Source organism: Aquimarina sp. MAR_2010_214, assembly GCF_002846555.1.
GTDB lineage: Bacteria > Bacteroidota > Bacteroidia > Flavobacteriales > Flavobacteriaceae > Aquimarina.
The window spans coordinates 1,686,749-1,713,391 of sequence record NZ_PJMS01000001.1; the positions used below are offsets into that span (position 1 = coordinate 1,686,749).

23 protein-coding genes are annotated in these 26,643 nt (G+C 33.3%); 12 read left to right on the plus strand and 11 right to left on the minus strand.

The genetic code is table 11. The features are described from left to right. Nucleotide 1 precedes the first annotated feature (1 nt). From ATE84_RS07220 to tsaB, 8 genes are all read left to right on the plus strand, one after another. Nucleotides 2-235, plus strand: a complete 234-nt coding sequence (locus ATE84_RS07220; RefSeq protein WP_101450887.1) for a hypothetical protein — start codon at nucleotides 2-4, stop codon at nucleotides 233-235. Between the two features lie 212 nt (nucleotides 236-447). Further along, on the plus strand, nucleotides 448-1,149 hold the full coding sequence (locus tag ATE84_RS07225) for an ABC transporter ATP-binding protein (RefSeq protein ID WP_101447126.1): 702 nt from the start codon (nucleotides 448-450) through the stop codon (nucleotides 1,147-1,149). Further along, entirely contained in the window at nucleotides 1,142-2,371 is a 1,230-nt protein-coding gene (locus tag ATE84_RS07230; RefSeq protein WP_101447128.1) for an ABC transporter permease, read from the plus strand. The genes ATE84_RS07225 and ATE84_RS07230 overlap by 8 nt, the downstream gene beginning before the upstream one ends. 17 nt (nucleotides 2,372-2,388) lie before the next feature. Continuing rightward, on the plus strand, nucleotides 2,389-3,651 hold the full coding sequence (locus ATE84_RS07235; protein WP_101447130.1) for an ABC transporter permease: 1,263 nt from the start codon (nucleotides 2,389-2,391) through the stop codon (nucleotides 3,649-3,651). Between the two features lie 30 nt (nucleotides 3,652-3,681). Then, nucleotides 3,682-4,806 (plus strand): efflux RND transporter periplasmic adaptor subunit, encoded by a 1,125-nt coding sequence (locus ATE84_RS07240; RefSeq protein WP_101447132.1) that lies wholly within the window; start codon nucleotides 3,682-3,684, stop codon nucleotides 4,804-4,806. A 162-nt stretch (nucleotides 4,807-4,968) separates the two neighbouring features. Beyond that, the gene (locus tag ATE84_RS07245; protein WP_101450889.1) at nucleotides 4,969-6,417 is read left to right on the plus strand and encodes a TolC family protein; all 1,449 of its coding nucleotides are present in this window, start codon (nucleotides 4,969-4,971) and stop codon (nucleotides 6,415-6,417) included. Nucleotides 6,418-6,497: 80 nt separating this feature from the next. Next, nucleotides 6,498-7,775 (plus strand): efflux RND transporter periplasmic adaptor subunit, encoded by a 1,278-nt coding sequence (locus ATE84_RS07250; protein ID WP_101447134.1) that lies wholly within the window; start codon nucleotides 6,498-6,500, stop codon nucleotides 7,773-7,775. Nucleotides 7,776-7,884: 109 nt separating this feature from the next. Next, nucleotides 7,885-8,547: a tRNA (adenosine(37)-N6)-threonylcarbamoyltransferase complex dimerization subunit type 1 TsaB gene (gene tsaB, locus ATE84_RS07255; protein WP_101447136.1), complete on the plus strand. Its 663-nt coding sequence runs from the start codon at nucleotides 7,885-7,887 to the stop codon at nucleotides 8,545-8,547. Here tsaB and ATE84_RS07260 read toward each other — a convergent pair. From ATE84_RS07260 to ATE84_RS07300, 9 genes are all read right to left on the minus strand, one after another. Then, a complete protein-coding gene (locus ATE84_RS07260; RefSeq protein ID WP_101447138.1) occupies nucleotides 8,501-9,208 on the minus strand; it encodes a hypothetical protein in 708 nt (235 codons plus the stop codon). The two genes, tsaB and ATE84_RS07260, sit on opposite strands and share 47 nt — an antisense overlap. Before the next feature lie 402 nt (nucleotides 9,209-9,610). Then, on the minus strand, nucleotides 9,611-11,647 hold the full coding sequence (locus tag ATE84_RS07265) for a thioredoxin domain-containing protein (protein ID WP_101447140.1): 2,037 nt from the start codon (nucleotides 11,645-11,647) through the stop codon (nucleotides 9,611-9,613). A 153-nt stretch (nucleotides 11,648-11,800) separates the two neighbouring features. Then, on the minus strand, nucleotides 11,801-12,001 hold the full coding sequence (locus tag ATE84_RS07270) for a dodecin family protein (protein ID WP_024771586.1): 201 nt from the start codon (nucleotides 11,999-12,001) through the stop codon (nucleotides 11,801-11,803). A 158-nt stretch (nucleotides 12,002-12,159) separates the two neighbouring features. Then, nucleotides 12,160-12,543, minus strand: a complete 384-nt coding sequence (gcvH, locus tag ATE84_RS07275; RefSeq protein ID WP_101447142.1) for a glycine cleavage system protein GcvH — start codon at nucleotides 12,541-12,543, stop codon at nucleotides 12,160-12,162. A 4-nt stretch (nucleotides 12,544-12,547) separates the two neighbouring features. Continuing rightward, nucleotides 12,548-13,642 carry a glycine cleavage system aminomethyltransferase GcvT gene (gene gcvT, locus ATE84_RS07280; RefSeq protein ID WP_101447144.1) on the minus strand — a complete coding sequence of 365 codons (1,095 nt, stop codon included), beginning with the start codon at nucleotides 13,640-13,642 and terminating at the stop codon, nucleotides 12,548-12,550. 1 nt (nucleotide 13,643) lies between these two features. Next, nucleotides 13,644-16,547: an aminomethyl-transferring glycine dehydrogenase gene (gene gcvP / locus ATE84_RS07285; protein WP_101447146.1), complete on the minus strand. Its 2,904-nt coding sequence runs from the start codon at nucleotides 16,545-16,547 to the stop codon at nucleotides 13,644-13,646. Between the two features lie 25 nt (nucleotides 16,548-16,572). Next, complete coding sequence (glyA, locus tag ATE84_RS07290; protein WP_101450891.1) at nucleotides 16,573-17,853, minus strand: serine hydroxymethyltransferase; 1,281 nt, start codon at nucleotides 17,851-17,853, stop codon at nucleotides 16,573-16,575. Nucleotides 17,854-18,073: 220 nt separating this feature from the next. Then, entirely contained in the window at nucleotides 18,074-18,907 is an 834-nt protein-coding gene (locus ATE84_RS07295) for an AraC family transcriptional regulator (RefSeq protein WP_101447148.1), read from the minus strand. Between the two features lie 258 nt (nucleotides 18,908-19,165). After that, nucleotides 19,166-20,077 (minus strand): NifU family protein, encoded by a 912-nt coding sequence (locus tag ATE84_RS07300; protein WP_101447150.1) that lies wholly within the window; start codon nucleotides 20,075-20,077, stop codon nucleotides 19,166-19,168. Between the two features lie 251 nt (nucleotides 20,078-20,328). Between ATE84_RS07300 and ATE84_RS07305 the strand changes: the two genes are divergently transcribed. Next, on the plus strand, nucleotides 20,329-21,351 hold the full coding sequence (locus ATE84_RS07305) for a type IX secretion system membrane protein PorP/SprF (RefSeq protein WP_101447152.1): 1,023 nt from the start codon (nucleotides 20,329-20,331) through the stop codon (nucleotides 21,349-21,351). A gap of 68 nt (nucleotides 21,352-21,419) precedes the next feature. Here the strand turns inward: ATE84_RS07305 and ATE84_RS07310 are convergent, their stop codons facing one another. Both ATE84_RS07310 and ATE84_RS07315 read right to left on the minus strand, forming a co-directional pair. Further along, the gene (locus tag ATE84_RS07310; protein WP_101447154.1) at nucleotides 21,420-21,932 is read right to left on the minus strand and encodes a rhodanese-like domain-containing protein; all 513 of its coding nucleotides are present in this window, start codon (nucleotides 21,930-21,932) and stop codon (nucleotides 21,420-21,422) included. A 39-nt stretch (nucleotides 21,933-21,971) separates the two neighbouring features. Beyond that, nucleotides 21,972-23,144: a VWA domain-containing protein gene (locus tag ATE84_RS07315; protein WP_101447156.1), complete on the minus strand. Its 1,173-nt coding sequence runs from the start codon at nucleotides 23,142-23,144 to the stop codon at nucleotides 21,972-21,974. A gap of 217 nt (nucleotides 23,145-23,361) precedes the next feature. On the opposite strand from ATE84_RS07315, the gene ATE84_RS07320 reads away from it, so the two are divergent. The 3 genes from ATE84_RS07320 to ATE84_RS07330 all read left to right on the plus strand — a co-directional run bounded on the left by ATE84_RS07320 (nucleotide 23,362) and on the right by ATE84_RS07330 (nucleotide 26,640). Next, the gene (locus ATE84_RS07320) at nucleotides 23,362-25,575 is read left to right on the plus strand and encodes a histidine kinase (protein ID WP_101447158.1); all 2,214 of its coding nucleotides are present in this window, start codon (nucleotides 23,362-23,364) and stop codon (nucleotides 25,573-25,575) included. Beyond that, a complete protein-coding gene (locus ATE84_RS07325; RefSeq protein ID WP_101447160.1) occupies nucleotides 25,576-26,307 on the plus strand; it encodes a LytTR family DNA-binding domain-containing protein in 732 nt (243 codons plus the stop codon). Between the two features lie 117 nt (nucleotides 26,308-26,424). Continuing rightward, nucleotides 26,425-26,640, plus strand: coding sequence for a hypothetical protein (locus ATE84_RS07330; protein ID WP_101447162.1), 216 nt, complete (start codon nucleotides 26,425-26,427; stop codon nucleotides 26,638-26,640). Nucleotides 26,641-26,643 lie beyond the last annotated feature (3 nt).

The following is a 26,643-nucleotide window of genomic DNA, read 5'->3' on the forward strand; positions in this document are numbered from 1 at the left end:
TATGCGAATAAAATTTTTTTACATACTAACTCTTTTTTTGGTATTTGCCACCCCGGTAGAGGCACAATGTGCAATGTGTAGAGCGGTTCTGGAAAACGGAGAAGGACAGGAGGCAGCAAAAGGAATCAATAATGGGATTGTATACCTAATGATTATACCATATGTATTAATTGGAGTTGTAGGGTATGTTATTTATAGAAATAAAAGAAAATCGGCAACTACAAAAAAGCCTTAATTATAGAATTCTTAATTTTTTAACATTTTCATAACAAGAAAAGATGTAACAAAAATACCATGTAGTTAGTCTTATGTAAAAAGACAACACTAACCAATCAATAAGTCTTCAGAGAAAAACTGTAAGATTAATCTAAATACTATACAGTATTTTAGGCTAGTGGGTCTCAATTTTGCAAAGGTGGTTTGCCTTACAAATCTTAATCCAGTATTATGATTGAAATTAAAGACTTACATAAATCTTACCAGATGGGAAGCAATTCGCTTCATGTACTCAAAGGAATAGATTTTAACGTAAAAGAGGGCGAGTTGGTCGCTATAATGGGATCTTCGGGTTCTGGAAAATCTACACTATTAAATATCTTAGGAATGCTGGATGAGGCAGATAGTGGAAGCTATTTTTTAGATGAGGTTCCTATCAAAGGGTTAAATGAAACCAAAGCAGCACAGTATCGTAACAAATTTCTGGGATTCGTTTTTCAATCTTTCAATTTGATTAATTATAAGACAGCTTTAGAAAATGTTGCTCTTCCATTATACTATCAACGCAAAAAACGAAAAGAAAGAATTGATACAGCAATGGATTATCTTGGTAAAGTTGGGTTGGCAGAATGGGCAACACATTTACCAAGTGAACTTTCTGGAGGGCAAAAACAACGTGTAGCAATTGCCAGAGCACTAGCTGCAGATCCTAAAGTATTATTGGCAGATGAACCAACGGGAGCTTTGGATAGTAAAACCTCCTATGAAGTAATGGATATCATTCAGAATATCAATGATGAAGGTAAAACCATATTAGTGGTAACTCACGAGCCAGATATTGCCGACATGTGTAAACGTATAGTACACCTTAAAGATGGTGTTATTGTAGAAGATAAAGAAGTAGAACAGGTTAGAGCATCTCAATATGTTTGATAGAGATAGATGGGGTGAAATATTTGAAGCTATAGGAAAAAATAAACTGCGTACATTCCTTTCTGGATTTACAGTGGCTTTAGGAATTCTGATCTTCACAATTCTATTAGGATTGGGTAATGGTCTTCTTAATAGTTTTTTAAGCAGTTTTGTGGACGATGCTCAAAATATTATATTTATTCGTGGCGGGAATACATCAAAAGCATATAAAGGCTTTCAGGAAAATAGAAGAATTCAGTTTAAAAACGAAGATTTCGAATTTATAAAAAGTAATTATATTGGTAAAGTTGAGTTTGCTACCCCAAGAGTATATAGAAACGGTTCTGCAAAATATAAAAAAGAATCTGGTAGTTATAGTATAAGAGCAGTACATCCCGATCACCAATATCTCGAGAAAACCATAATGATGAATGGGCGATATCTTAATCAATCAGATATTAACGAGCGTACCAAGAACATTGTTATTGGAAGATTAGTAGAGAAAGACCTTTTTAAAAATGAAAAGGCCTTAGGTAAAATGCTAAATGTAGATGGGATCGCTTATAAAATAATTGGAGTTTTTCAAGATAGTGGAGGTGATAATGAAGAACGAATAATCTATATACCTTATAAAACTGTTCAATTACTCTATGGAAATAATGATCATATTGATCAGATCAACTTATCTTATAATATGGCTATGAGTACTGAGCAAGCTATTGCATTTTCTAAAAAAATTGAAGAAGATTTCAAGGAAAAATTTAAAGTAGCACCAGATGATCAAAGTGCAATCAGGGTAAGAAGTTTTGCGGAAGATATTAAGGAAACCATGGTTATTCTTGGAGGTATTTATATGATCATATTTGTTGTTGGTATAGGTACTCTAATCTCGGGAGTTATAGGTATTGGTAATATTATGACGTTTAGTGTTAAAGAACGTACCAAAGAATTAGGAATCAGAAAAGCACTGGGAGCATCGCCAAAATCAATAATAGCTATGGTACTTCAGGAATCAGTTTTGATAACATCTGTAGCAGGATATCTTGGGTTAATTTTAGGGATTTTGGCATTAAAACTTATAGGTAATAATCTCGAAGACTTTTTTATTCTTAACCCAAAAGTTGATACAGGTATTATTATGACAGCAACAATGGTGTTGATATTTTTTGGACTTTTGGCAGGATATATTCCGGCAAGAAGAGCTGCTAGAATAAAACCTATAATCGCGTTGAGAGATGAATAACTAAAAATCAAATTGGCATGAAGTTTATATTTGAAAGAGACACCTGGCAAGAAATTTATGGAGCTATTCGTAAGAATAAAGTAAGAACCATAATTACAGTTATCGGGGTAACCTGGGGAGTGTTTTTATTTGTGTTTCTTTTAGGGATGGCTAAAGGATTGGATAATAGTTTTAGAAGTCAATTTAATGATTTTGCAACCAATACGATGTTTGTTTGGGGACAACAAACCAGTATACCTAACGAAGGATTTAAAAGAGGAAGACGGATGCAACTCACGTTAAATGATGTCGAAACATTAGAATCTCAGGTAGGTGACATTGAATATATAGCTCCTCGTAACGTTACTGGTCAATGGGGAACACCACCAGGACAATTTGTAAAAGGTTCTAAGTCAGGAGCATTTAAGGTGTTTGGTGATTATCCGACGATCGACAAAGTATCAAAGAAAAAAATATTTGATGGAGGAAGATTTATTAATGAAGAAGATATAAAGTATGAACGTAAAGTCTGCGTTATCGGTGAAGATATTTATAAACAATTCTATGATAAAGATGAAGAAGCAGTAGGAGATTTTGTGAGAATAAACGGAATTTATTTCAAAGTAATAGGAGTATATAAGCCTACTCAATCTGGATTTGAAGGAGACGATTCTATTTTTCTGCCATTTACAACATTTCAAACGATTTTTAACCAGGGTCAAAATATATCCTGGATGGTGATCACTGCCAAACCAGATAAGAATATAGTAAATACAGAAAAGACAATAAAGACTGCACTTAAGAGAATGCATAATGTGCATCCAGATGATACGCAAGCTTTCGGAAGTTTTAATCTTGGTGAAGAAGTAGCAAAAATTAATGGGTTTCTGGCCGGTATGCGTTTGATTACCTATATCGTAGGAATAGCTACGCTTATTGCTGGAGTAATTGCGATAGGTAATGTTCTTTTAATTACAGTTAAAGAGCGTACCAGAGAGATTGGGGTGCGTAGAGCATTGGGAGCAACACCGGCAGAAGTAAGAGGGCAAATCATGCTAGAATCTGTATTGCTTACCTTTTTAGCAGGATTATTAGGTTTTATTTTTGGCACACTGTTACTTTGGGGTATCAATACTGCAATTGGTAATAATGATGATGTGCCCATTTTAAACCCTACAGTAGATTTCTTTGCCGTAACAGGAGCATTATTGTCAATAGTATTGCTAGGAACAATAATAGGACTTATTCCAGCACAGAAAGCAGTAAGTATAAAGCCAATTGAAGCATTAAGAGAAGAATAAAATAAATAACCAGAATAATCATCAATTAAAATGAAAAAGTTTTTTAAAATTTTATTAGTTGTAATTTTCGTGGCCTTACTAGGTTTTTCGGGTAAGTACCTTATAGATTCTAACAGCAAATCACCTATTGTGTTTACTACAGAAAAAGCGTTTAAAACTTCTATTGAGGAAAAAACTGTAGCAACAGGAAAAGTAGTTCCAGAGGATGAAGTAGCAATCAAACCTCAGATCTCGGGAATTATAGAAAAGATTTATGTTGAAGAAGGAGCAGCAATAAAAACAGGAGATTTAATAGCCAAGGTAAAAGTAGTGCCTAACGAACAATCCTTAAACAGTGCTAGAGGACGTGTTAAAAATGCTCAAATTGTTCTAAATAATTCTAAGGTAGAATATGATAGAAACAAAGCGCTTTTTGATAAAGGAGTGATCTCTAGTCAGGATTTTAATAATATGGATCTAAGATATAACCAGGCAAAACAAGATCTTTCGAATGCGCGAAGTGATCTTCAGATCATACGCTTAGGTTCTGCAGGAGGTTCTTCAACAGCAAATACTAATATAAGAGCAACCGTATCAGGAACAATCCTCGAGATTCCTGTTAAAGAAGGAGATCAGGTGATCGAAAGTAATAACTTTAACGATGGAACTACTATTGCAACAATTGCAGATTTAAACAAAATGATTTTTGAAGGGAAAGTAGATGAAGCAGAGGTGAATAAGTTGAAAATTGATATGCCTTTAAAAGTTAGTCTTGGAGCAATACGAGATAAAGAATTTGATGCAAAATTAAAATTTATCGCTCCAAAAGGAGATGAAGAACAAGGAGCAGTTCAATTTAAAATTGAAGGTGAAGTTTTTCTGGATAAATCATATTTTATAAGAGCAGGATATAGTGCAAACGCTTCAATTGTTTTAGAAACAAAAAATGATATTCTTGCAGTAAAAGAAGCACTTTTGCAATTTGATAAAGAAACAGAAGATCCTTATGTAGAAGTACAGACGGGAGATCAAAAATTCGAAAGAAAAGATGTTGAAATTGGTATTTCTGATGGTATTAATGTTGAAATTCTATCTGGAATAACAGAAGAAGATGATATTAAAGTTTGGAACAAAACAGAGCCTATTAAAAAAGAAGGGGAAGAAGGCCAAAATTAGAATGTGATGAAAACAATATTTTTGGCAGTATCAGATATTAGAAATATTTTAAATAATCTGTAACAACATCAATAAAATATATACCTATACCATAGTATGAAAATTATATCAAAAGATTTAAGCAAGTTCTCGTTACAAAACGACACTATAAATTTTAAACTTATGAGGGTTAAAATCTTAGTTTTATGTATTGTATTCTTTGGAGTGTTCGGGTCACAAGCACAAGAAAAGAAATGGACATTACGCGAATGCGTAGAATATGCTTTAGAAAATAATATTTCGATAAAGCAATCTGCATTAGATGTAGAAGCAACAGAAATCGATAGGATTGATGCGATAGGACGTTTTCTGCCTACATTAAACGCATCTGCTTCTAATTTTTGGAGTTCTGGTTTATCAACAGATCCTATTACAAACGAAAATAAAACGCAGACATTTAGAAGTTCTAATTATGGTATAAGTGCTGGAGTAACCATATTTGGTGGTTTGAGAAATATAAAAAGATTTCAAAGAGCTAAACTTAATAAACTGCTAAGTCAATATAGCCTTGGTAAATCCAAAGATGATATTGCATTGTTTGTGGCCAATAGCTACCTACAGGTACTTTTAAACAAAGAATCGTTAAAAGTAATAGAAAAACAACATGAGATTACATTAGAACAGTTACAACGTACCAAAGATCTTGTAGATGCCGGAGTACTACCTCAAGGCGACCTCCTTGAAATTGAAGCAACTTCTGCAGATGAATTAACAAGAATTGTACAGGCGGAGAATGCAGTACAGATTGCATTAATAGGATTGGCACAGCGATTACTGATTAAAAACTATGAAGATTTTGACATTGTAGAACAAGAGTATCTGGTTCCCGGATCAGAGATATTAGATAAGCCTATTGATCAAGTGATTGCTAAAGCCAGAGAATCAAGATATGAAGTACAGATCGCAGAACAAAATAAACTTATTGCAGAAAAAGATCTTGAAATTGCCAGAGGAGCATACTATCCTACATTAAATGGTTCTTTTAATTATAATACCCGAGAATCAGGAGCAAAATCTTTTGCTCGTGTTTTGGATGAAAATAATCCTGTAACAACTCAGAGTGTTGGTGTAGTAGAAGCAACAGGGCAGAATGTTGTTAGTCAAACTCCTAATCTACTTCTTGTAGAACAGGATGCTGCACCATTTATTGATCAGTTGTATATCAACGATGGGATTTCTTATGGTTTATCTCTTACGGTTCCAATTTTTAATGGATTTTCTGCAAGGAATGCGGTAAAAAGAAATAAGGTTAATGTAAAGCGAACAGAGTTTCAACTAGAACAAACAGAGTTGGATTTGGATAGTAATGTATATCAGGCATATCTTGATGCAAAAGGAGCTGCAGAAGCCTATGAAGCAGCTCAAGTTTCTGTAAAAGCTCAGGAAAGAGCATATGAATACGCAAAAGACCGTTATGATGTAGGACTAACCAATGCGTTTGATTTTAGTCAATCAAAATTTAGATTAGAAAATGCGCAGAGTCAGGAAGTACAAAATAAATTTGATTTCATTTTTAAACTAAAAGTACTAGAGCTTTATTTTGGAATAAAAATCGCGGATATAAAATTATAGAATAGTGGCATTCGATTTTTTGGCTACTATATAGAAAAAGATTGTATTTTCATACAATAGAATTAACGTTAAAGTACGTCATGAATAAAAAAAAATTACTCTTCATTTTAGGGATAGTTGTCGTTTTAATAGTATTACTTGTTTATGGTAAAAAAGCAGGATGGTTTGGTGAAAGTGGAAACTTTAAAGAAGTATCAGTTACAAAAATCGATAAAATTGATATTATAGAAACTGTTTCTGCTACTGGTAAAATACAACCCGAGGTAGAGGTAAAACTTTCTTCAGAAGTATCAGGAGAGATTATCGACTTGCCAATCAAAGAAGGCCAACAAGTACAAAAAGGAGATCTTTTGGTTCGTATAAATCCTGATATTATTCAGTCTGGATTAAATAGGTCTCAGGCAGCATTAGAAAATGTAAGGGCAGGATTACGACAAGCTGAAGCTAGTTTAAAAGAATCAAAACTAAGCTATGATCGTAATAAGGCATTGTTTGATAAAGGAGTGATTTCTAAAGCAGAGTGGGATAGAGCAATCTCAGCATATGAAGGAGCAGAAGCTGCTAAGCAATCAGCATATTATAACGTAAGAAGTGCTCAGGCAACTGTTAATGAAGCCAAAGATAATTTAAACAGAACCACAATTTATGCCCCAATGACGGGTACAATATCTAAGCTATCTGTAGAACTGGGAGAAAGAGTAGTAGGTACCCAACAAATGGCAGGTACAGAGATTGTACGTGTTGCAGATCTTAGTAATATGGAAGTAGAAGTGGATGTTAATGAAAATGATATCGTTAAAGTTTCGATTGCAGATTCTACTATTGTTGAGGTTGATGCTTACCTAAAGAAACAATTTAAGGGTATAGTTACAGAAATCGCTAATTCTGCAGAAAATGCTGTAAGTGCTGATCAGGTAACTAATTTTAGAGTGAAAGTTCGAATTCTGGAGGAATCATATTCAGATTTATTAGCAGATAAACCCGAAAGCTACTCTCCGTTTAGACCAGGTATGACAGCTACAGTAGACGTTATTACAGATAAAAGAAAAGATATAATAGGTGTTCCTATAAGTTCCATAGTGATTAAAAATGATACTTCTAATATAAAAGAGATACCTTCTAAGGACAAAATATCATCAGACACCAATAAAAAATTCGAATGTGTATTCATTAAGAATGGTGAAACGGCAAAATTGAGAGTGATAAAAACGGGTATCCAGGATGACAGTAATATTGAAATAACGAGTGGTTTGAAAGAAGGAGATGAGGTTATAACAGGACCTTATAATGTGGTTACTAAAATACTTAAAACTGGAGATAAAGTAACTACAGATAAAGAGAAAAAATCTACCAAATAAACCACCTCCAGTAGTTGGTACTAATCAAAATAATGACCAGTTAAAAGTTCAATAAAACATTTAGTAAAGAACACATCTAATTAGATTATCTTTGCCTAAATTTTGATAAATGGCCTATATCCTCTGCATAGAAACTTCAACAACTAATTGTTCTGTAGCTTTAGCTAATAATGAGAAAGTGATTGGGTTAAAAGAGGATTATGATAGTTCATATTCCCATGCAGAACGATTACATAATTTTATAGATGAAGTTCTCAAAGAAGCGGGGTTAACTCCCAAAAGCCTCTCTGCAGTCTCAGTTAGCAAGGGGCCTGGTTCATACACAGGGTTAAGAATAGGAGTTTCAGCGGCAAAAGGTTTATGCTATGCATTAGATATTCCATTACTATCTGTGCCTACTCTACATTCACTAGCATTACAGATATCACAGGAACAGGACAGTTATATTGTTCCTATGCTTGATGCTCGAAGAATGGAGGTGTATTCTGCGGTTTTTACTAATGGTTATGAAGAAATAAGAAAAACAGAAGCAGAAATTCTTACTAGTACCTCTTATGAAGCGTATTTGCGCGAGAAAAAAGTATATTTCATAGGTAATGGAGTAGAAAAGTTTTCGGCTATTTGTAGCGACGTTAATGCGGTATTTGTAGAAAACAAATTGCCATCTGCAAATGAGATGGCAATGTTAAGTTATCCTAAATTTTTGAAAAAAGATTTTGAAGATGTTAGTTACCTCGATCCGTATTACTTAAAAGACTTTGTGACGGGCTAGAATCAGAGCTTTTTAAGGCATTATATCTAGCTACAAGTCTAATTAAATCTTCTTCTTTTCTCAAACGAATTTTTTCTTTTTTTAAATAATCTTTTAGTTCGTTTTCTTTATCATTAAATGCTGCAAGCATTTCTTTTTTCTTCATAGGTAATTCCATGATAACACCTGATTCTTCAAGATAGTAAGTAGTAATCATTCTAAGGATTCCCGGATCAGTCGGGCCACTTGTTATTGGGCCTTTGTCTACAGGATCTTTAATCTTAAGCGTAAATCTTTTATAAATACGATATCTATCAGTTAGTTCTACTAATACATAATAACCATCTCTAGTGCTTCCTCGTTGATTTTTGAATTCACAGTAATAGAAATAGTCACCATCAATTCGAGCATGAATAGTAGGACTTTTAACCACTTCATATAATTTGGATTGTGAAGTATATTCAAGAGCATCAGAATAAATGTTATATTTAAGTTTAGCATCAAAAGTTCCTGATTTCTCATCAATGACACTAGATTCTTTATAACGACTCTTCATATGAATACTACCATCATATTCATCATAAAGAGAAACTCTGGTAGTAGGTGTAAGTAAATTTTTGGGTAATTGAGCAAATAATGCTGACGATGCTATTAGGCATAAAAAAAGTAATATTCTTCTCATAGTTTTTCGATTTAGGTATGATAAACTTAAAGAAATAACATTTTAAACGCAATTATTATGCTTTTTTGAATGGATTTTTATGAATTTCGTAATTCAAAAGCATAAAACGTTAAATTATTAGGAATTAAATTGCAATTTTAACATATAATTCACATAGCTTTTTTACGGTAAAACCGTAAAAAATATAAGATTTGTATTACTAAATCATTGGTTATCTCTAGTTTAAGTTGTTTTAATTATCCGTCAAAAGTTCATTTTTTTAATATTTTAAGAAAATTATCAATAGAAAAAAACAGCTAATATTTTTCTTTTTCATAATATGTGAGTTTTGGCATAATGTTGAAATATTGTTTTATATGAATAGGATTTAAAAACCAAACTAATTTAAGGCAAAATATTACGCTATTTTAAAGGCAAAATATTTTGAAATTCTTCAACTGGATATTGACATGAATTATTTACACATAAATAAAACAAAGTTTTGTCTTCTATAAATCTGTTTTTTAATAAGGCAGTATCAGAATCTGATGTGCCTCCCGCTATTAGTTTATTTGGAATATAAGTTTGACTTACTTCTTTTAATTTACTTTTTGCTTCTTTACCTATAATAACTAATTCATAAAAGTCAAAAGAAAAATTGAGCATAACATCTAACCAATTAGAGTACCCTGATGCATAAGACTTGATTTGCGGTTTAATATTATGTAACATTTGTTCACTTATTTCTTTGTAATTAGAACGGTCAAAATAATGAGATAGTAAAAATAAGTTCTTAGCCATTATTGAATTAGATGCCGGGATTACATTATCACTGTATTCTATAGTACGTGTAATAAGTTTTGGGTCTTGATCAGAAGTAAAATAGAATATATTCTTGTCCTCATTAAAAAAGTGGTTTAAAGTGTATTGTGTAAGTTGTTCTGATACCTCTAACCATTCTGGGTCAAATGTGTTTTGATATAAGGCTATAAAGGCTTCAATGACTAGTGCATAGTCTTCTAAATACCCATTGATGGTGCTTTTACCGTTTTTGTAGTTATGAAATAAGGATGTATCATTTTTTAACTGAGCAGTTTTGATAAAATTTGCATTTTTTATGGCAGCATCCAAAAACTTTTTCTCTCCAAAAACTCTATAGGCATCCAGATAGCCTTTTAGCATTAAAGCATTCCAGGAGGTTAAGGTTTTGTCATCTAATCGTGGTCGAGAGCGTTTTTCACGCTCATGAAGTAAAACTTCTTTCCATTGAGAGATTTTTTTAATCAAGACTTCACTGGCAATATTATTTTCACTACAAAACTTTTGATGAGCATCCTTTCTAATTAAAACATAGTTTCCTTTTTCCCAGAAACCATATGAATTGATATTGTAATAATCAGCAAAGAGAGTATAATCGCCATCCGGCACTATTCTTTTTAATTCTTCTTTGGTCCATACATAAAAAGCACCTTCTTCTAATTCTCCGTCCAAAGTGTTGCTATCTGCATCCAAAGATGAATAAAAAGCACCTTCTTTATTGGTAAGCTCTCTTGATACAAAATCCAAAGTTTCATAAACTACATCTTTAAACCAGGGATCATTAGTAACCAAAAAAGCATCAGAATACAGACTTACTAATTGTGCATTATCATATAGCATTTTCTCGAAGTGAGGGACATGCCATTTTCCATCAGTAGAGTATCGCGCAAAACCTCCTCCAACATGATCATAAACACCGCCATATGATATTTTTGTTAAAGTGTTTTTTACAAATTCTAATAGTGTATCATCTTTAGTTTGATAAGCATATCGAAGAAGGAAATGATAATTATTAGGCATCATAAATTTGGGAACTCGTTTTGTGCCTCCTTTTTGATGGTCAAAATGAGAACTCCATTCTTTTACAGAAGATGCTATAAATTCTTTGTCAAAATTAATAGCATTAGTGTTTACTTCTATGAGATCTACAGCCTTAATTCCTTGTTCTAGTTTTTCGGCATATTCTATTAGCTTATCGGGTTGTTTTTCATATAGGTTTGCAATTTGTTTTAAGGCATCAACCCAATTTCCTTTAGGAAAATAGGTGCCTCCCCAAACTGGTCTTCCGTCGGGCAATACAACCATATTAAGAGGCCAACCACCACTACCGGTCATTAATTGTACTGCACTCATATATACCTGATCTATATCAGGGCGTTCTTCACGATCTACTTTAATATTTACATAGTTCGCATTCATGATTTCTGCTACCTTAGGATCTTCAAAGCTTTCATGCTCCATAACATGGCACCAATGGCAAGCAGCGTATCCTATGCTTACGATAATAAGCTTGTTTTCTTTTTTAGCTTGTTGTAGTGCTTCTTCTCCCCAAGGTTTCCAATTTACAGGGTTGTGTGCATGTTGTAAGAGGTATGGACTAGTTTCATGAATGAGATCATTAGTATAAGCGTGTTGTTCCATAGGGGATTTATTTTGACTTGTGCAGGTTGTGAATAATAGCGATAATATAATGATATATAAATATTTCACCAGAGTTGATTTTAGTAACATATAAAAATATAAAAAGCATCCTGAATAATTCAGAATGCTTTTTATAAAGAAGAAATAAAATTATTATTTTACTTCAAAAGAGATTTTTAAATTCACTCTAAATTCGGATACATCATCATTTTTGACCACTACGCTTTGGTCAACTATATATGCTGATTTAATATTTTTTACCGATTTGCTAGCTTGTTTTACTGCATTTTTGGTTGCATCTTCCCAGCTTTTTTCAGAATTCGCTAGAACTTCAATAACTTTGATAATTGCCATGTTGTGAGTTTTTTAATTAATTTTTTTAAAGAGTCTCTAAGATACAATAAACAGTTGCTTTTTGGAAAAAATAGTATGTATTCTTTTATATGATTTTTCGATATAATTATCAATTTATCGTTAAAAAGCATTCCGGTTAAATTTTTGATAGGAGACTATTATTTGGCACCTATCAATTTCTTATATCCATCGGCATCTAATAAGGTATTGATTTCATCCGGATTTGAAATTTCTATTTTGGCAAGCCAACCATTAGTATATGGATCAGAATTTACCATTTCTGGATTTGATTCTAGCTCTTCATTAATTTCAATAACAGTACCTGAAACGGGCATAAAAATGTCAGAAACAGTTTTAACCGCTTCAATAGATCCCATTACTTCTCCTTCATTAAGTTCTTCATCCAAAGATTCGAGTTCTACATAAACGATATCTCCTAATTCACTTTGTGCAAAATCGGTAATACCTATATGTGCAATATTATTCTCTATTCTGATCCATTCGTGATCTTTACTGTACTTTAATTCTTCTGGAATATTCATGGTTTTATTTTTTTATGAAAGGTGTTTTTTTAACGACTGCTTTGATACGCTTATTTCGAATTTCGATAAAAATAGTACTATCTGCTTTAGCATGAGGAATGGTGACATAGCCAAGTCCTATTCCTTTTTCTAATATAGGTGATTGACTTCCTGAAGTTACTTTTCCGATGAGGTCATCATTTTCATTATATATTATATATCCAGCTCTAGGGATACCTTTTTCTATCATTTCAAAACCAACTAATCTTCGAGTAACCCCTTCTGCTTTTTGCTTTTGTAAAGCTTCAGAATTGATAAAAGGTTTAGTGAATTTTGTAATCCAGCTTAATCCTGCTTCTAATGGAGAGGTAGTATCGTCAATATCGTTTCCATACAAACAGAACCCCATTTCTAATCGTAATGTATCTCTTGCTCCAAGTCCGATAGGTTGAATGTTATCTTCTTTTCCGGTTTCGAGAATTGCATCCCAAAGTTGTTCTGCTCCAGAATTAGGTACATAAAGTTCAAAACCTCCTGCACCTGTATATCCTGTAGCAGAAATAATTACATTTTGTATTCCTGCAATTTCGCCTATAGCAAAAGTGTAATACGGGATATCGGCAAGGGTTACTTTGGTAAGTTTTTGTAATACGTTACTTGCAAGTGGTCCTTGTACAGCAAAAAGCGACATCTCATTAGAGCGATCAATCATTTCTACATTATCTGTATTATGACTTTTTATCCAGTTCCAATCCTTATCAATGTTAGAGGCATTAACTACCAATAGATATTCTTGATCGTCTAGTTTATAGATAATAAGATCATCTACAACACCGCCTTTATCATTAGGCATACAAGAATACTGCGCACTTCCAATATTTAGTTTGGTAGCATCATTACTACTTATTTTTTGAATTAAATCTAACGCTTTAGGGCCTCTAAGGATGAATTCACCCATATGCGATACATCAAATATACCAACACCTTCTCTTACGGTTTTGTGTTCTTGTACTACAGAGGTATACTGAAGTGGCATTAAATATCCTGCAAAAGGGACCATTTTTGCTCCCAATTCTTGGTGCTTAGCTTCGAGAGCTATGCTTATTAGTTCTGTTTCCATATTAGTTTATAGTTATTTCTGTATTCTTTGTATCTTCTTCAAATGCCGAAACGGGTAGACAACTACACATTAAATTTCTGTCTCCATGGGCATCATTTACACGACCTACACTAGGCCAGAATTTATTGCTTTTTATATGAGGTAGTGGAAAAGCAGCTTTGGTTCGGGAATACGGCATATCCCAATTATCCTGAGCAATAAATTCCATCGTATGAGGTGCATTTTTCAGGACGTTTTGATCCCTGGAGGCAACTCCATTTGCTATTTCTTTTATTTCACTTCTGATACTGATCATAGCATCAATAAAACGATCGAGTTCTTCTACGGTTTCACTTTCTGTAGGCTCTATCATAATCGTTCCTGCAACAGGAAATGATACAGTTGGTGCATGAAACCCATAATCCATAAGTCTTTTTGCAATATCAGTTACCGTAATATCCTCTTCTTTAAATGCTCTACAATCGATTATAAGTTCATGAGCATTACGTCCGTTTTCTCCGGTAAATAGGATAGGGTAATGATCAACAAGTTTTTCTTTTATATAGTTAGCATTTAGAATTGCCATTTCTGTCGCAGAGGTTAATCCCTTGCCACCCATTAATGCAATATATGCATAGGAGATAGAAAGAATACTTGCACTACCCCAAGGTGCTGCAGAGATAGCTGCGATAGCTTTTTCTCCTCCTGCGTTTTTTACCACAGCGTTACCAGGTATAAACGGAGCAAGTTCTTTACTTACTGCAATAGGCCCCATTCCTGGCCCACCACCACCGTGTGGGATACAAAAGGTTTTATGAAGGTTAAGATGACATACATCTCCACCGATAATTCCAGGACTTGTTAATCCTAATTGAGCGTTTAGATTTGCTCCATCCAGGTATACTTTTCCTCCATTATCATGAATAATCTCACAAGCTTCTTTGATGTTTTCTTCAAAAACACCATGAGTAGAAGGGTAGGTAACCATTAATGCCATTAAGTTATCCTTATGCTTTTCTGCTTTAGCACGCAAGTCATCAATATCTATATCTCCATTTTCTCTACAGGATACAATAACTACTTGTTGACCCGCCATAGTTGCAGTTGCTGGATTAGTACCGTGGGCAGAGGATGGGATAAGGGTTATGTTTCTGTAGGTTTGATTTTTATCTGCATAATATGCTTTTATAACCATTAAACCAGCAAGTTCTCCCTGGGCCCCGCTATTTGGTTGTAGAGAGGTGGTATATAAACCAGTGATTTCTGCCAACCAAGAGGCCAAATGTTCAAACATTTGATGATATCCTTTTGCTTGATTTATTGGTACAAAAGGATGAATGTTAGCTAATTCGCCCCATGATAAAGGCATCATCTCTGTAGTTGCATTAAGTTTCATGGTGCATGAACCTAAGGCAATCATAGAATGTACTAATGAAAGATCTTTATTTTCTAATCTTTTTAGATATCTAAGCATTTCATGCTCTGCCTGATAAGAATTAAATACAGGGTGTTCTAAATAAGAAGATTTTCTTTGTAAAGAAGCAGGGATTGCAGTTGTATCAATTTTCCAATCTGTTATTTTTACAGTTTTACCCTTTGCAGTAGCAAAGATTTCGGTGATATCTTGTAGATCTACTAATGTAGTCTTCTCATGTAGTGATATCCCTATATGATTATCATCAAAATATCTGAAATTGATTTCTTTATCCAGTGCTAATTTTTTGATACTTTCTTTGTCTTCTACCTCTATTTTTAGAGTATCAAAAAAATGAGTATTCGTTTGCGTGTATCCAAGTTTTTCTAATTCCTGATTAAGCTTAGCCGTTGATAAATGGATTTTATTGGCAATCTTAGATAGTCCATCTTTCCCGTGATACACAGCATACATACCAGCCATTACAGCAAGTAATACCTGTGCGGTACAGATATTTGAGGTAGCTTTTTCTCGTTTAATGTGTTGTTCTCTGGTTTGTAGTGCCATTCGATATGCAGGACGACCATGGCTATCTTCTGTTACCCCAATAATTCTACCAGGAATATGACGTTTATATACTTCTTTTGTAGCAAAATATGCAGCATGTGGCCCTCCATATCCTAGGGGTACTCCAAATCTTTGTGAAGTACCTACAACTACATCTACTCCCATTTCGCCTGGTGCAGTAATATGTGTTAATGCCATTAGATCTGATGCTACAGCAATTCTTACTTCATGCTTTTGTGCTTCAGTAATATAAGGAGTTGGATTTGTAATTGCGCCATCACTATCTGGATATTGGATAAGGAGTCCGAAAAGATCTGGATTTGAGATATCGAGTTCAGCGATATCTCCAACAATTACATTAATACCAATAGGTTCTGCACGACCTATGATAAGCTCTATGGTATGCGGAAATGTTTTTTTATCAATAAAAAATGTACTGGCTTGTTTTTTTGCTCTGCTTTTTACACGATATAGAAGTGTCATGGCTTCTGCTGCAGCTGTAGCTTCATCCAAAAGAGAAGCATTGGCTAGTTCCATTCCTGTAAGATCTGTAATCATGGTTTGATAGTTGATCAAGGCTTCTAGTCTACCTTGTGCTATCTCTGCCTGATATGGTGTGTACGCTGTATACCAAGCTGGATTCTCAAGAATATTTCGCTGAATAACTGGAGGTACAATACAGTCGTGATATCCCATTCCTATAAATGAACGGAATACTTTATTGTTTTCCATCATAGATTTGAAGTTGGTAAGGAACTCCAATTCTGTTTGAGCAGTTGGTAATGCTAATGGTTTTGTAGAACGAATATTTTTTGGAACCGTTTCATCAATTAACTGTGTTAATGATGAAACACCAATCACGTTTAGCATTTGACCAATTTCCTTTTTGCCCGGACCTATATGTCTGGGTAGGAATTCTTGTTTAAGTGTACTTAGATCTTTCATAATATAACTATCCGCTAGATTGTTTTTATTTATACAATGGAAATTTTTTCATCCAGTTATTTACTTCTGTTTTGATAGATGAAATCTTAGCATCATTATCATGGTTTGATAATACTTCATCTATAAAGCTAACCATGGTATACATATCATTTTCTTTCATTCCTCTGGTAGTAATAGCTGATGTTCCTAATCGCATACCAGATGTTACAAATGGTGATTTATCATCAAAAGGCACCATGTTTTTATTAATTGTAATATCTGCTTTTATCAATGTGTTTTCTGCTAATTTTCCTGTGATGTCTTTTGATCGCAGATCAATAAGAGCCATATGATTATCGGTTCCGTTAGAGATAATATCATACCCTCTTTCTATTAAGGCAGCACACATTGCTTTGGCATTTTTTGCTACTTGTTCTACATATATTTTATAGTCATCTGTAAGTGCTTCGCCAAATGCAACTGCCTTTGCTGCAATTACGTGCTCTAATGGCCCTCCTTGAGTTCCAGGAAAAACAGCCATATCTAAAACATTAGACATCATTTTGATTACTCCTTTTTTGGTAGCATAACCCCATGGGTTTTCAAAATCTTGCCCCATCATAATCATTCCTCCTCTTGGGCCTCTCAATGTTTTGTGTGTTGTGGTCGTTACAATATGACAATGTTTTATAGGATCATTTAGTAAACCTTTAGCAATTAATCCTGCCGGATGAGAGATATCTGCCAATAATAAAGCTCCTGTCTGATCTGCAATAGCTCTTAATCTTTCGTAATCCCAATCACGACTATAGGCAGATGCTCCACAAACAATCAATTTGGGCTTTTCTCTTTCTGCTGTTTCTGCAACGGTATCCCAATTGATAAGACCTGTTTCTTGTTCTACGCCATAGAAACTTGGTTGATAAAGTTTACCAGAAAAATTAACCGGTGATCCATGAGTAAGATGACCTCCATGTGATAGGTCAAAACCTAGTATTTTATCACCTGGATTAAGACAGCCTAGCATTACAGCTGCATTTGCTTGTGCTCCAGAATGCGGTTGTACATTTACCCATTCTGCTCCAAAGAGTTTTGCAGCTCTATCTATGGCAAGTGTTTCTACCTTATCGACTACTTCACAACCACCATAATATCTTTTTCCAGGAAGCCCTTCTGCATATTTATTAGTTAGAGAAGAACCCATGGCCGCCATAACCTGCTTAGATGTAAAGTTTTCTGAGGCAATTAGTTCTATTCCATGTTCTTGACGTTCTGTTTCTTCTGTGATAAGGTTTTTTATCTCATTGTCCTGAATATCTTGTACCATATTTTCTTTTTTTAGCATATTACATCCAATATTGAACATTGGATTTTGGTTACTGTATTTTTTTTGACGTATAAGATTTTTATGAATCAAAAATTAACGGATGCAAATTGTGAAGAATAAAATTGAAAAAATAGTACAAAATTGCAATCGAATATTTGTATCGATTTTATAAAGTGAAAACGGGGATAGAATGCTGTTTTGTAGTTTGTAAGGAAATATTTTAGGTAATTACCTTATTGGCAAATTGTTTAGGGGTAATACCAATTATTTTTTTAAAATGCCGGGTAAAATGACTTTGGTCAAAAAAACCAGACTGGTAGGCGACTTCTGTTGCTGATAATCTTTCTGTTAGCAGTTTTTTGGCTTTTTCTATTCTGAGATTCACTAAATATTGATGTGGAGGTAGCTGATATTGTTTTTTAAAAGACTTGATCAATCCGTATTCTGAAATACCTGTCAAGTTAGAAAGATCATGTGTCGAAACTTCATCTAGATAATGATCGTGTAAATATTCTTTGATTTGCCGTGCAACAATAAGTTTTTCTGAAATAGGTTCATTATTTATTTCAGTATAAGCATACCTTTGAATAAGCTCTTTAAGAAAGTCCATGAGTAAACATTCGGACTTTGGATTATGTTGATTGTGTATTAGATTAGGAAATACAGCTTTCCCTCTTTTAAATAATACTTTATTATTTATAATATTTTCTTTAAATATGGGTAATTCTGTAGGCAGACTCAGAGTATCCATAGCTTTTTTCATGATTCCAATAGGAACATACATGGTAAGAAAATTCCATGGAGAATTATTTACTGGCTTTCCTGTGTGTACTTCATAAGGATTGAAAACAAGGATTGAACCAGTTGATAAAATGAAATTAGAAGAATCGTTAGAATAATCACCAATTCCATAATCCATAAAAATTATAGTATAACTTTCATGAAAATGAGGTTTAAATTGATGAGATGTAAATGATCCTTTAAATAACTCCAGATTGTCGAGAGCATTATTTATAAAATGCTGAACATTATTATGTTTATTTTTGTCATGCATGCTCTTGACAACCTGGTTTAAGTGATTTTTCTATCTTTTAAAAACTCTACTGTGTTTTTGTAAAGAAGATTCTTAATGCATTACGGTAATATGAAAAAAACCTTATGTAATTTTTTGAAGCAACTAATATATGTAGGTTTTATAAATTATTTGTAATCAATGGTTTGAAATGTACTAAAAAGTGTATGTTTTGATATTTTGATCTTGATAATGGATAATTTGGTATTATAATGGATACTCAAAAAACTTCATTCAGCATTAACCATTAATGGCCTCTACATATTCTACTTTATCTTTTAACATCTCTTTTAGCATGTTTTCGATTCCGTTTTTTAATGTAAAAGTAGAAGAAGGGCATCCACTGCAAGCACCTTGTAATACAACCTTTACACCTTTGCTCTCGGGGTCATAAGAATCAAATAATATGTTGCCTCCGTCACTGGCTACAGCTGGTTTTATATATTCTTCAATAATATTTACAATATCTTTTGAGACATCATCCAGGTTTTCAAAATCCAAATCAGACTGTTTTTCTACCTCCTCTTTTGTCACAACTGCATTGGCGGTTAAAACTTCTTTGCCCTGCTCCAGATAATTGCGTATAAAATCTCTGACTTCTGCAGTAATATCATTCCAGTCTGCCATATCATATTTACCTATAGAAATATAATTTTCATCAATGTATACTTCTTTAACAAATGGAAAATGAAATAGCTCTTGCGCCAAGGGAGCTTCACCGGCATCATCAATATTTTTAAATTCATGCCCCGAAGTGACTAATTTTTTATTAGCTACAAATTTTAACACAGCAGGATTAGGTGTGCTCTCTGCATAGATAGTAATGGGAACTTTTTTTGTGGTTTCAGCTGCAGTTTCAATAACAATAGGTTGACCACTATTGAGATAATCTTTGATTTGCTGTGCAACTTCTTCTTGTACGTCAGACCATTCTACAATATCATACTTATCTATAGCAACAAAATTTTGTGCAATAAATACCCTTTTTACAAATGGTAAATAAAACAATTGTTGGGCAAGAGGAGCATTTTTGGCTTGATCGATATTTTCAAACTCATAACTGGTATGCTGTGTTAGAAAGTAATTGGCTTCAAACTTAACAATACCCGGATTTGAAGTAGCTTCTATTTTTATTTCAAAATTCTTTTCCATGCGTAATTTTTTGCAAATTTACTAAAAAGCAAAACGATATTAGTAGTGTATGCGTAATGCTAACAATTTTTAACTAATTGAAGCCTAAAAAAATCTAAATCTTGTATTCTGGCAAAAATTTATATCTTTGGAGTAATTGAAATACAACGATTTATTTTAAAAATAAGGTGAAGTTTCAAAATATAAACTGTTTCTAATAGTTTGAGTTGAATTCACAAATTCTATTTAGCCCCTAAATAATAGTGCTCAAAATGAACTTAAAAACATTCTATGTAATAGTATTAGTACTAGTATCCCCATTTGTCTTTTCGCAAGAAGGTATTCCTGTGTATTCTGATTATCTTTCTGATAACTTGTATTTGATACATCCTGCAATGGCTGGTGCATCAAATGCTAATAAAATTAGGCTTACTGCACGGAAACAATGGTTTGATGTTGATAATGCACCTAATTTACAAACGTTAAATATTAATTTTAGAGCTGGAGAGAAATCTGGTTTAGGAGGAATTGTATATAGAGATGAAAATGGTAGATTTTCTCAGACAGGAATGTATTTAACATATGCGTATCATCTCTTGTTTTCTAGGGATAGAACAGATTTAAATATGTTATCTTTTGGTCTAAGTGCTGGTCTAATACAATCTAATGTAGATTTAAGAGGGCTTGATGATCCTTTTGATCCAGATCCTGTAATTCTTGATAGAGTACAAAAAGATGTATATTATAACGTAGATGTAGGATTATCCTATCATTTTTTAGAGTGGTATGCTCATGTTACGGTTAAAAATATATTACCAACTGTTCGTGATATTTTTGATAATGATACACCAATACGAGAATCTAATAATCAACGTAGATATATATTTTCTTTAGGATATTTGTTTGGTATTGGCTCAACTCCTTGGAGTTTAGAGCCATCCATTATGTATCAAGCTACAGATGAAACTCAAGAAAGTACGATTGATGCTAACTTAAAAGTGTACCGAGATCTTGGTTCGAGTACGTTATGGGGAGGAATATCTTACAGACGTAGCCTTGACGGAGCAGAATTTTCTCAGGATGGTACTTCGGTAGAGAGTCAACAATTGCAATATATAACTCCATTTTTGGGAATTAATTATGGAAAATGGATGGCTGGGTATACCTATAGTCATCAATCAAATTCGGTAGTACTTAGTAATGGAGGTTTTCACCAAATTACTCTAGGTTACGATTTTGGAAAACGTAAAGAAAGATGGAATTGTAATTGTCCCGCTGTTAATTCAAAAAATTAATCAAAGTGTAATAAATATCGCTTAAAATAAAAATATAGATGCCTGCAAATTTGCAGGCATCTATATTTTTATTTGGTAAAGGTACCATCAAATTGTAGTCTTTGGTCCTTTATAGGAACCAAAGAAGATAATTCATATATATTCTTATACCCATATCCATAGAGGTTTATGAATGTCGGGATATTTAATGCGAGAGGAGCCATTTTGGAAGCAAAATTAATAGAATCACCATCAATATTGTTATTGCAGTAAATCAAAATACGAGTTTCTTTAGAAGGTATTTTTTTTGCTAGTTTGCCTTCTGTAAAATCAGAAAAATTGATGTGAGTAGCTCCTTTAAGGTGTTTTTGTATATATGCACTTTCAGAGCGAGTATCTAATAAAATGGTGTTCTCATCTGTCATATACTTTAGAAAAGTTTCTAGTGGAATCAATCGCTCTTTTCTGTATTCTAAAATTTCTTCAGATATTTCCAGGAAAGAATCATAATCAACATTTGATTTTGATAATTTCTTTTGTTGCTGTGCCTGCATGGATATGGGTATAAGAATTAGTATGATTATTTTAATAACTGTTTTCATTATGAATATTTTTTTAGAGAATATTGGCGCTTTTATAATTTATTCTTCCCAGGAAAAAGACTTTTTTCTTCCTTGCTTTTTGATTGCATTCAGTAAAGCAGCTTCAAGATTTGTATCATCTTTTTTACTGTTGTCTTTAATGTATAATACACGCTTTTTATTTAACTCTTTAATTTTTTGTTGTATCTCTTTACGTGCAGTACCTTTTTCTGCGATATATTGCTTTAATTCCGCTTTAGATTTTCCTTTAAGCTCTTTTGGTAATTGATCTTTTGCTACTTTTTCTACTTCAAAAGCTTCATCTTCTGCGGCATCAATTAAATCCCAGCTTTTGTTTTTATAAAAACCAGAGCTCTTACTAACAGTTCGACTTACAGCATTTGCAGAACTATATGACTTTGCATTACTATCTTGTTCGGCTTGTAATTGTCTTTTTTGGGCACCTTGACGACCATAATAAATATAAGTGCCGTTTAGTTTATGGTTGAGTTTAAGGATAATATCATCATACGGTGTTGCAATATGTACGGTTTCGCGATTATGATCTATGGCACTATATTCACCAGTTGTAATATCTGCTCCGTGTTTCCACATCGTTTCGATACCTTGTCGGTAATTACCACAAAAAATGGTATTGATAGTAATATCTTTTTCTAATGCGTCTGTTGCTGCATCTTTATAATCTACAGGTCCTTGAGTAAAGGGTTCGTTACCAGCTATGAAGATTAGTTTTAAGTGATCATCATTTTTTTTCCACCCTAATTGATTAATAGAGGTGTTGATTACCTTACCACAATATTCATTTCCTCCATTGGTAGTAAGCGAAAAAAGTTCTTTTGATATCTCATCTAAATCATCAGAGAATGGTAATACCTGTCTAATAAACCCTTCTTGAGATGGTAAACCATCATTACCATATTCATATAGTGCTATTTCTAGTTTTATTTTGTTATTCCCACATTTAGCATACGAAAGTTCGTTTACGATTTCCCACAGTTGAGCCTTAGCCTGGTCAATAAGGCCATCCATACTATTACTAGTGTCTAATAATAAAGCTACTTGTATATTACGTGTATTAGGATCAGTTTTAGTAGTCTGTATCAGGTGGTTTTTTTCTTTTTGAAATGCTTGATCAGAGTTCGGTTTGTTATTTGCGTTACAAGAAATAGTAACAAGTAAACATAACATACTCCATGTAAAAAATGTCTTCATAGTTTCTTTTTTTAATTTAGAGTAAAACTATAGCTAACTTTTTTGGCTAAAAATCTAAAATGAGGGATAAAGGAAAGTGAATGAGGGAACTTACCTTTATAATTAGGGAACTTACATTTTTCTGCTAAAAAGCTGCTATAAAACGGTATAATCAAGAGATCCGAATTTTATTATCCCACTTAAATGGGTTAAGTTTACCTTGTTTTAATAGTATATAATGAAGAAGATTGGTTTGTTAATAGTATTTCTTTGGTTCCTTCCTGTATTGGTTTTGGGGCAAGAACGTATTAAAATGAAGCGACCAGAATCAATGAGTATCAAAGGTTCTGTGAAAGAAAAGAGTACTCGAAAAGCGGTTAGAGATGTAGAAGTAACTGTGCTAGGGAAAGGAAGTGTGAAAACTGATATTTTTGGTAATTTTAAGATTGAAGCTCGTATTGGAGATGAACTTGTAATTACTCATGATAGTTTTAATACAATTCGATATACTATCAAAGATGGTCAAAAAATTGATGTTGAAGTACAGGACAACCCTGCGGAGGTTAAATCATCATCAATTTCAAAACAAAAAAGTGAATCTAGATATCAGAAAAATCTAAAATCAGCAAAAAGATCTTTAAAAAAAGACGCAGCTACGAGTATAGAATATATTACTAATGCTTTAGAAACTATACGAGATGATGATCCTACATCAGGGGGTAAAAAAGCCGAATTGTTTGAGTCATTAGCGGATATTTATAAGTATTGGAAACAACCCGATCTTGCTGAAAGTAATTACCTCATAAGCCTCAAAAATAAATATAGCACTGATGTAAAAATTAAATTAGCTAATGCACAATTAGAAGGTAAAAATTACCAGGCAGCTTTAAATACTTTTGACCAGTTACTGCGATCTAGATTAAATAATACTCAAAAGGCCATTGTCTATGAAGGTTTAGGAGATAGTCATAAGGGACTACAAAATTACCCTGATGCTATTACTAATTATAATAAAGCCCTTTCTATAAGCCAGAGAAAAAAACTGGATAATAGAGTGATTTTATTAAATTCTAAGCTAGCTGAAGTGTTACAGCAGGAAGGAAATATTAGAGATGCTGAAGAGTATTTGGATAATTCGGTACAGTTAGCACAACAGAAGGATAAAAAAACATCGGCACGACAAAGATCTACTGCAGCAGATTTTTATAATAAGAGTAATAGTTATGGTAAAGAAATACAATTAAGAAAAGAAGCACTTGAGGATATCGAAGAGATTGAAGAAACTAATGAAAATGAAGGCCCGGCACCAGTGGAAGATAACTCTTTAACTACTCAAGTACAGAATTATAAGATTGCCAGTGCCTTTGCTGCACAAGAAGCATATGATGAGGCTATTCCATACCTGAAAGAAAGTATTAAGGAAGCAGAATCAAAAAATGATCTAATTGTTCAAAAAGATGCCACCCGAAAACTGGGAGAAGTCTATCGAGAAAAAGGAGAGTTAGAAAAAGCATCGAACGCCTTTGAAGAATACGAGGTAATTATCGATAAGTTATATATACAGAAAGATCAGGAGATATCACAGGCAGCTCGTTTTAGTAGAGAGTTAGCACAGAGAGCGAATAGAATTACCACACTAGAGAAAGATAGAGAGCTAAATGAAGCAAAATACGAATTGGCATTTGCTTCTCAAGAAATAGCAAATCAGCAAAGTATACGACAACAGATTGTAATATATTTTTTGATTGGATTGACAGTTTTATTACTTCTTGCTGCATATTTGATGTATCGTAATATGAAACAACAACGATATGCAAATAACCTGTTGGCTTTAAAATCATTGCGTTCCCAAATGAATCCGCATTTTATTTTTAATGCTTTGAATTCTGTAAATACATTTATAGCAACAAGTGATGAAAGAACAGCAAATCGATACCTTACTGATTTTTCATTATTGATGAGAGCTGTTTTAGAGAACAGTGAAGAAGATTTTATTCCTTTGGAGAAAGAGATAGAACTCTTGAATTTATATGTGCAATTAGAACATTTTAGATTTCAGGATAAATTTGAATATACGGTTGAGGTTGATCCAGAAATTGATATTAATGAGTATGTGATTCCTCCTATGTTATTACAACCATATGTAGAAAATGCTGTATGGCACGGATTACGATACAAAACTGAAAAAGGCCTGCTTTCGATACGTTTTCAAAAAACAACATCTGAGAGTATAGAAATTACAATTACTGATGATGGAATAGGGCGTAAAAAATCTAAAGAATTGAAAACGCAAAATCAAAAACTTCAAAAATCCAGAGGAATGGGTAATATCAAAAAGAGAATTGCAATCCTTAATGAAATGTATAAAGATAAGGTTGATGTATTTATCTCAGATCTCGATGATAATACAGAAGGAACGCAGGTAAAATTAATTCTTAAGAAAGACAAGTAAATGAACTTAACCGCAATCATAGTAGATGATGAAACTAATAGCCGAGCTATACTTAGAAATTATTTAGGTAAATATTGCCCGTCAGTTACCATTTTGGGAGAGGCTGCTAGCGTAAAAGAAACATTGGTGTTGCTAGAATCTCATACTCCTGATATGTTATTTTTGGATGTAGAGATGCCTTATGGCAATGCATTTGATCTATTGGAACAAGTGCCCGACCGTGCATTCGAAATTGTTTTTGTAACGGCCTATGATCATTATGCGGTAGATGCCCTAAATGCTCAGGCAACCTATTACCTGTTAAAACCTATTGCAATTGATAATCTTATCAAAGCTGTTGATCATGTAAGCTATATCAAGCAACGAGAAGCTGCTCTTTTGGATACTGTTTTAGTTCCTAAAGTGACTACAGTAGAAGGTAAAATAACTATCCCACAACAAGATGGTTTTGAGGTTCTACAGATTTCTGATATTCTATATTGCGAAGCCGATGATAATTATACAAAAATTTACCTGGGTAAAGGTCAGAAGCTGGTGAGTAAAACGCTTAAGTATTTCGAAGAATCCCTAAATACCCATGGGTTTGTAAGAACTCATAAAAGCTATTTGGTGAATGTGAGTAAAATAACACGATACCGTAAAGGGAAGGGGGGGAGCATTGTACTTTCTTCAGGTAAAGAGTTAGCTGTGTCTTCCTCTAAAAAAGGAACATTATTGAATTATTTTAAATAATCCTATTTGGTAATTGTGAGATTCTGATTTTTTTTGTTAAAACACATTGAAAAAACAAGTGTTAGTTGTTGTAATTTGTAATATCCGGTATTATTAACTACAAAAAAACTTAAAATAATGAAAAAAAGAGAATCGTTAAAAAAACTATCTCTAGAGAAAATCAAAATTTCTAACCTAGCCTCTAAAACTATTATTGGCGGAACAGGTAATCCATCATTACATAGTTGTGTTGGACAAGGTAATCAACCTGGACAAACGTGTTATACTAATAACTGTGGAGGTACTGGAGGAGGTACCGGTGGTGGAGGAATTAGTGGGCCTATTTACTGCTAATTT

Coding starts and splice junctions, on each gene's coding strand:
- ATE84_RS07220 (WP_101450887.1), top strand. CDS start 2: ATGCGAATAAAATTTTTTTACATACTAACTCTTTTTTTGGTATTTGCC.
- ATE84_RS07225 (WP_101447126.1), top strand. CDS start 448: ATGATTGAAATTAAAGACTTACATAAATCTTACCAGATGGGAAGCAAT.
- ATE84_RS07230 (WP_101447128.1), top strand. CDS start 1,142: ATGTTTGATAGAGATAGATGGGGTGAAATATTTGAAGCTATAGGAAAA.
- ATE84_RS07235 (WP_101447130.1), top strand. CDS start 2,389: ATGAAGTTTATATTTGAAAGAGACACCTGGCAAGAAATTTATGGAGCT.
- ATE84_RS07240 (WP_101447132.1), top strand. CDS start 3,682: ATGAAAAAGTTTTTTAAAATTTTATTAGTTGTAATTTTCGTGGCCTTA.
- ATE84_RS07245 (WP_101450889.1), top strand. CDS start 4,969: ATGAGGGTTAAAATCTTAGTTTTATGTATTGTATTCTTTGGAGTGTTC.
- ATE84_RS07250 (WP_101447134.1), top strand. CDS start 6,498: ATGAATAAAAAAAAATTACTCTTCATTTTAGGGATAGTTGTCGTTTTA.
- tsaB (WP_101447136.1), top strand. CDS start 7,885: ATGGCCTATATCCTCTGCATAGAAACTTCAACAACTAATTGTTCTGTA.
- ATE84_RS07260 (WP_101447138.1), bottom strand. CDS start 9,208: ATGAGAAGAATATTACTTTTTTTATGCCTAATAGCATCGTCAGCATTA.
- ATE84_RS07265 (WP_101447140.1), bottom strand. CDS start 11,647: ATGGAACAACACGCTTATACTAATGATCTCATTCATGAAACTAGTCCA.
- ATE84_RS07270 (WP_024771586.1), bottom strand. CDS start 12,001: ATGGCAATTATCAAAGTTATTGAAGTTCTAGCGAATTCTGAAAAAAGC.
- gcvH (WP_101447142.1), bottom strand. CDS start 12,543: ATGAATATTCCAGAAGAATTAAAGTACAGTAAAGATCACGAATGGATC.
- gcvT (WP_101447144.1), bottom strand. CDS start 13,642: ATGGAAACAGAACTAATAAGCATAGCTCTCGAAGCTAAGCACCAAGAA.
- gcvP (WP_101447146.1), bottom strand. CDS start 16,547: ATGAAAGATCTAAGTACACTTAAACAAGAATTCCTACCCAGACATATA.
- glyA (WP_101450891.1), bottom strand. CDS start 17,853: ATGGTACAAGATATTCAGGACAATGAGATAAAAAACCTTATCACAGAA.
- ATE84_RS07295 (WP_101447148.1), bottom strand. CDS start 18,907: ATGCATGACAAAAATAAACATAATAATGTTCAGCATTTTATAAATAAT.
- ATE84_RS07300 (WP_101447150.1), bottom strand. CDS start 20,077: ATGGAAAAGAATTTTGAAATAAAAATAGAAGCTACTTCAAATCCGGGT.
- ATE84_RS07305 (WP_101447152.1), top strand. CDS start 20,329: ATGAACTTAAAAACATTCTATGTAATAGTATTAGTACTAGTATCCCCA.
- ATE84_RS07310 (WP_101447154.1), bottom strand. CDS start 21,932: ATGAAAACAGTTATTAAAATAATCATACTAATTCTTATACCCATATCC.
- ATE84_RS07315 (WP_101447156.1), bottom strand. CDS start 23,144: ATGAAGACATTTTTTACATGGAGTATGTTATGTTTACTTGTTACTATT.
- ATE84_RS07320 (WP_101447158.1), top strand. CDS start 23,362: ATGAAGAAGATTGGTTTGTTAATAGTATTTCTTTGGTTCCTTCCTGTA.
- ATE84_RS07325 (WP_101447160.1), top strand. CDS start 25,576: ATGAACTTAACCGCAATCATAGTAGATGATGAAACTAATAGCCGAGCT.
- ATE84_RS07330 (WP_101447162.1), top strand. CDS start 26,425: ATGAAAAAAAGAGAATCGTTAAAAAAACTATCTCTAGAGAAAATCAAA.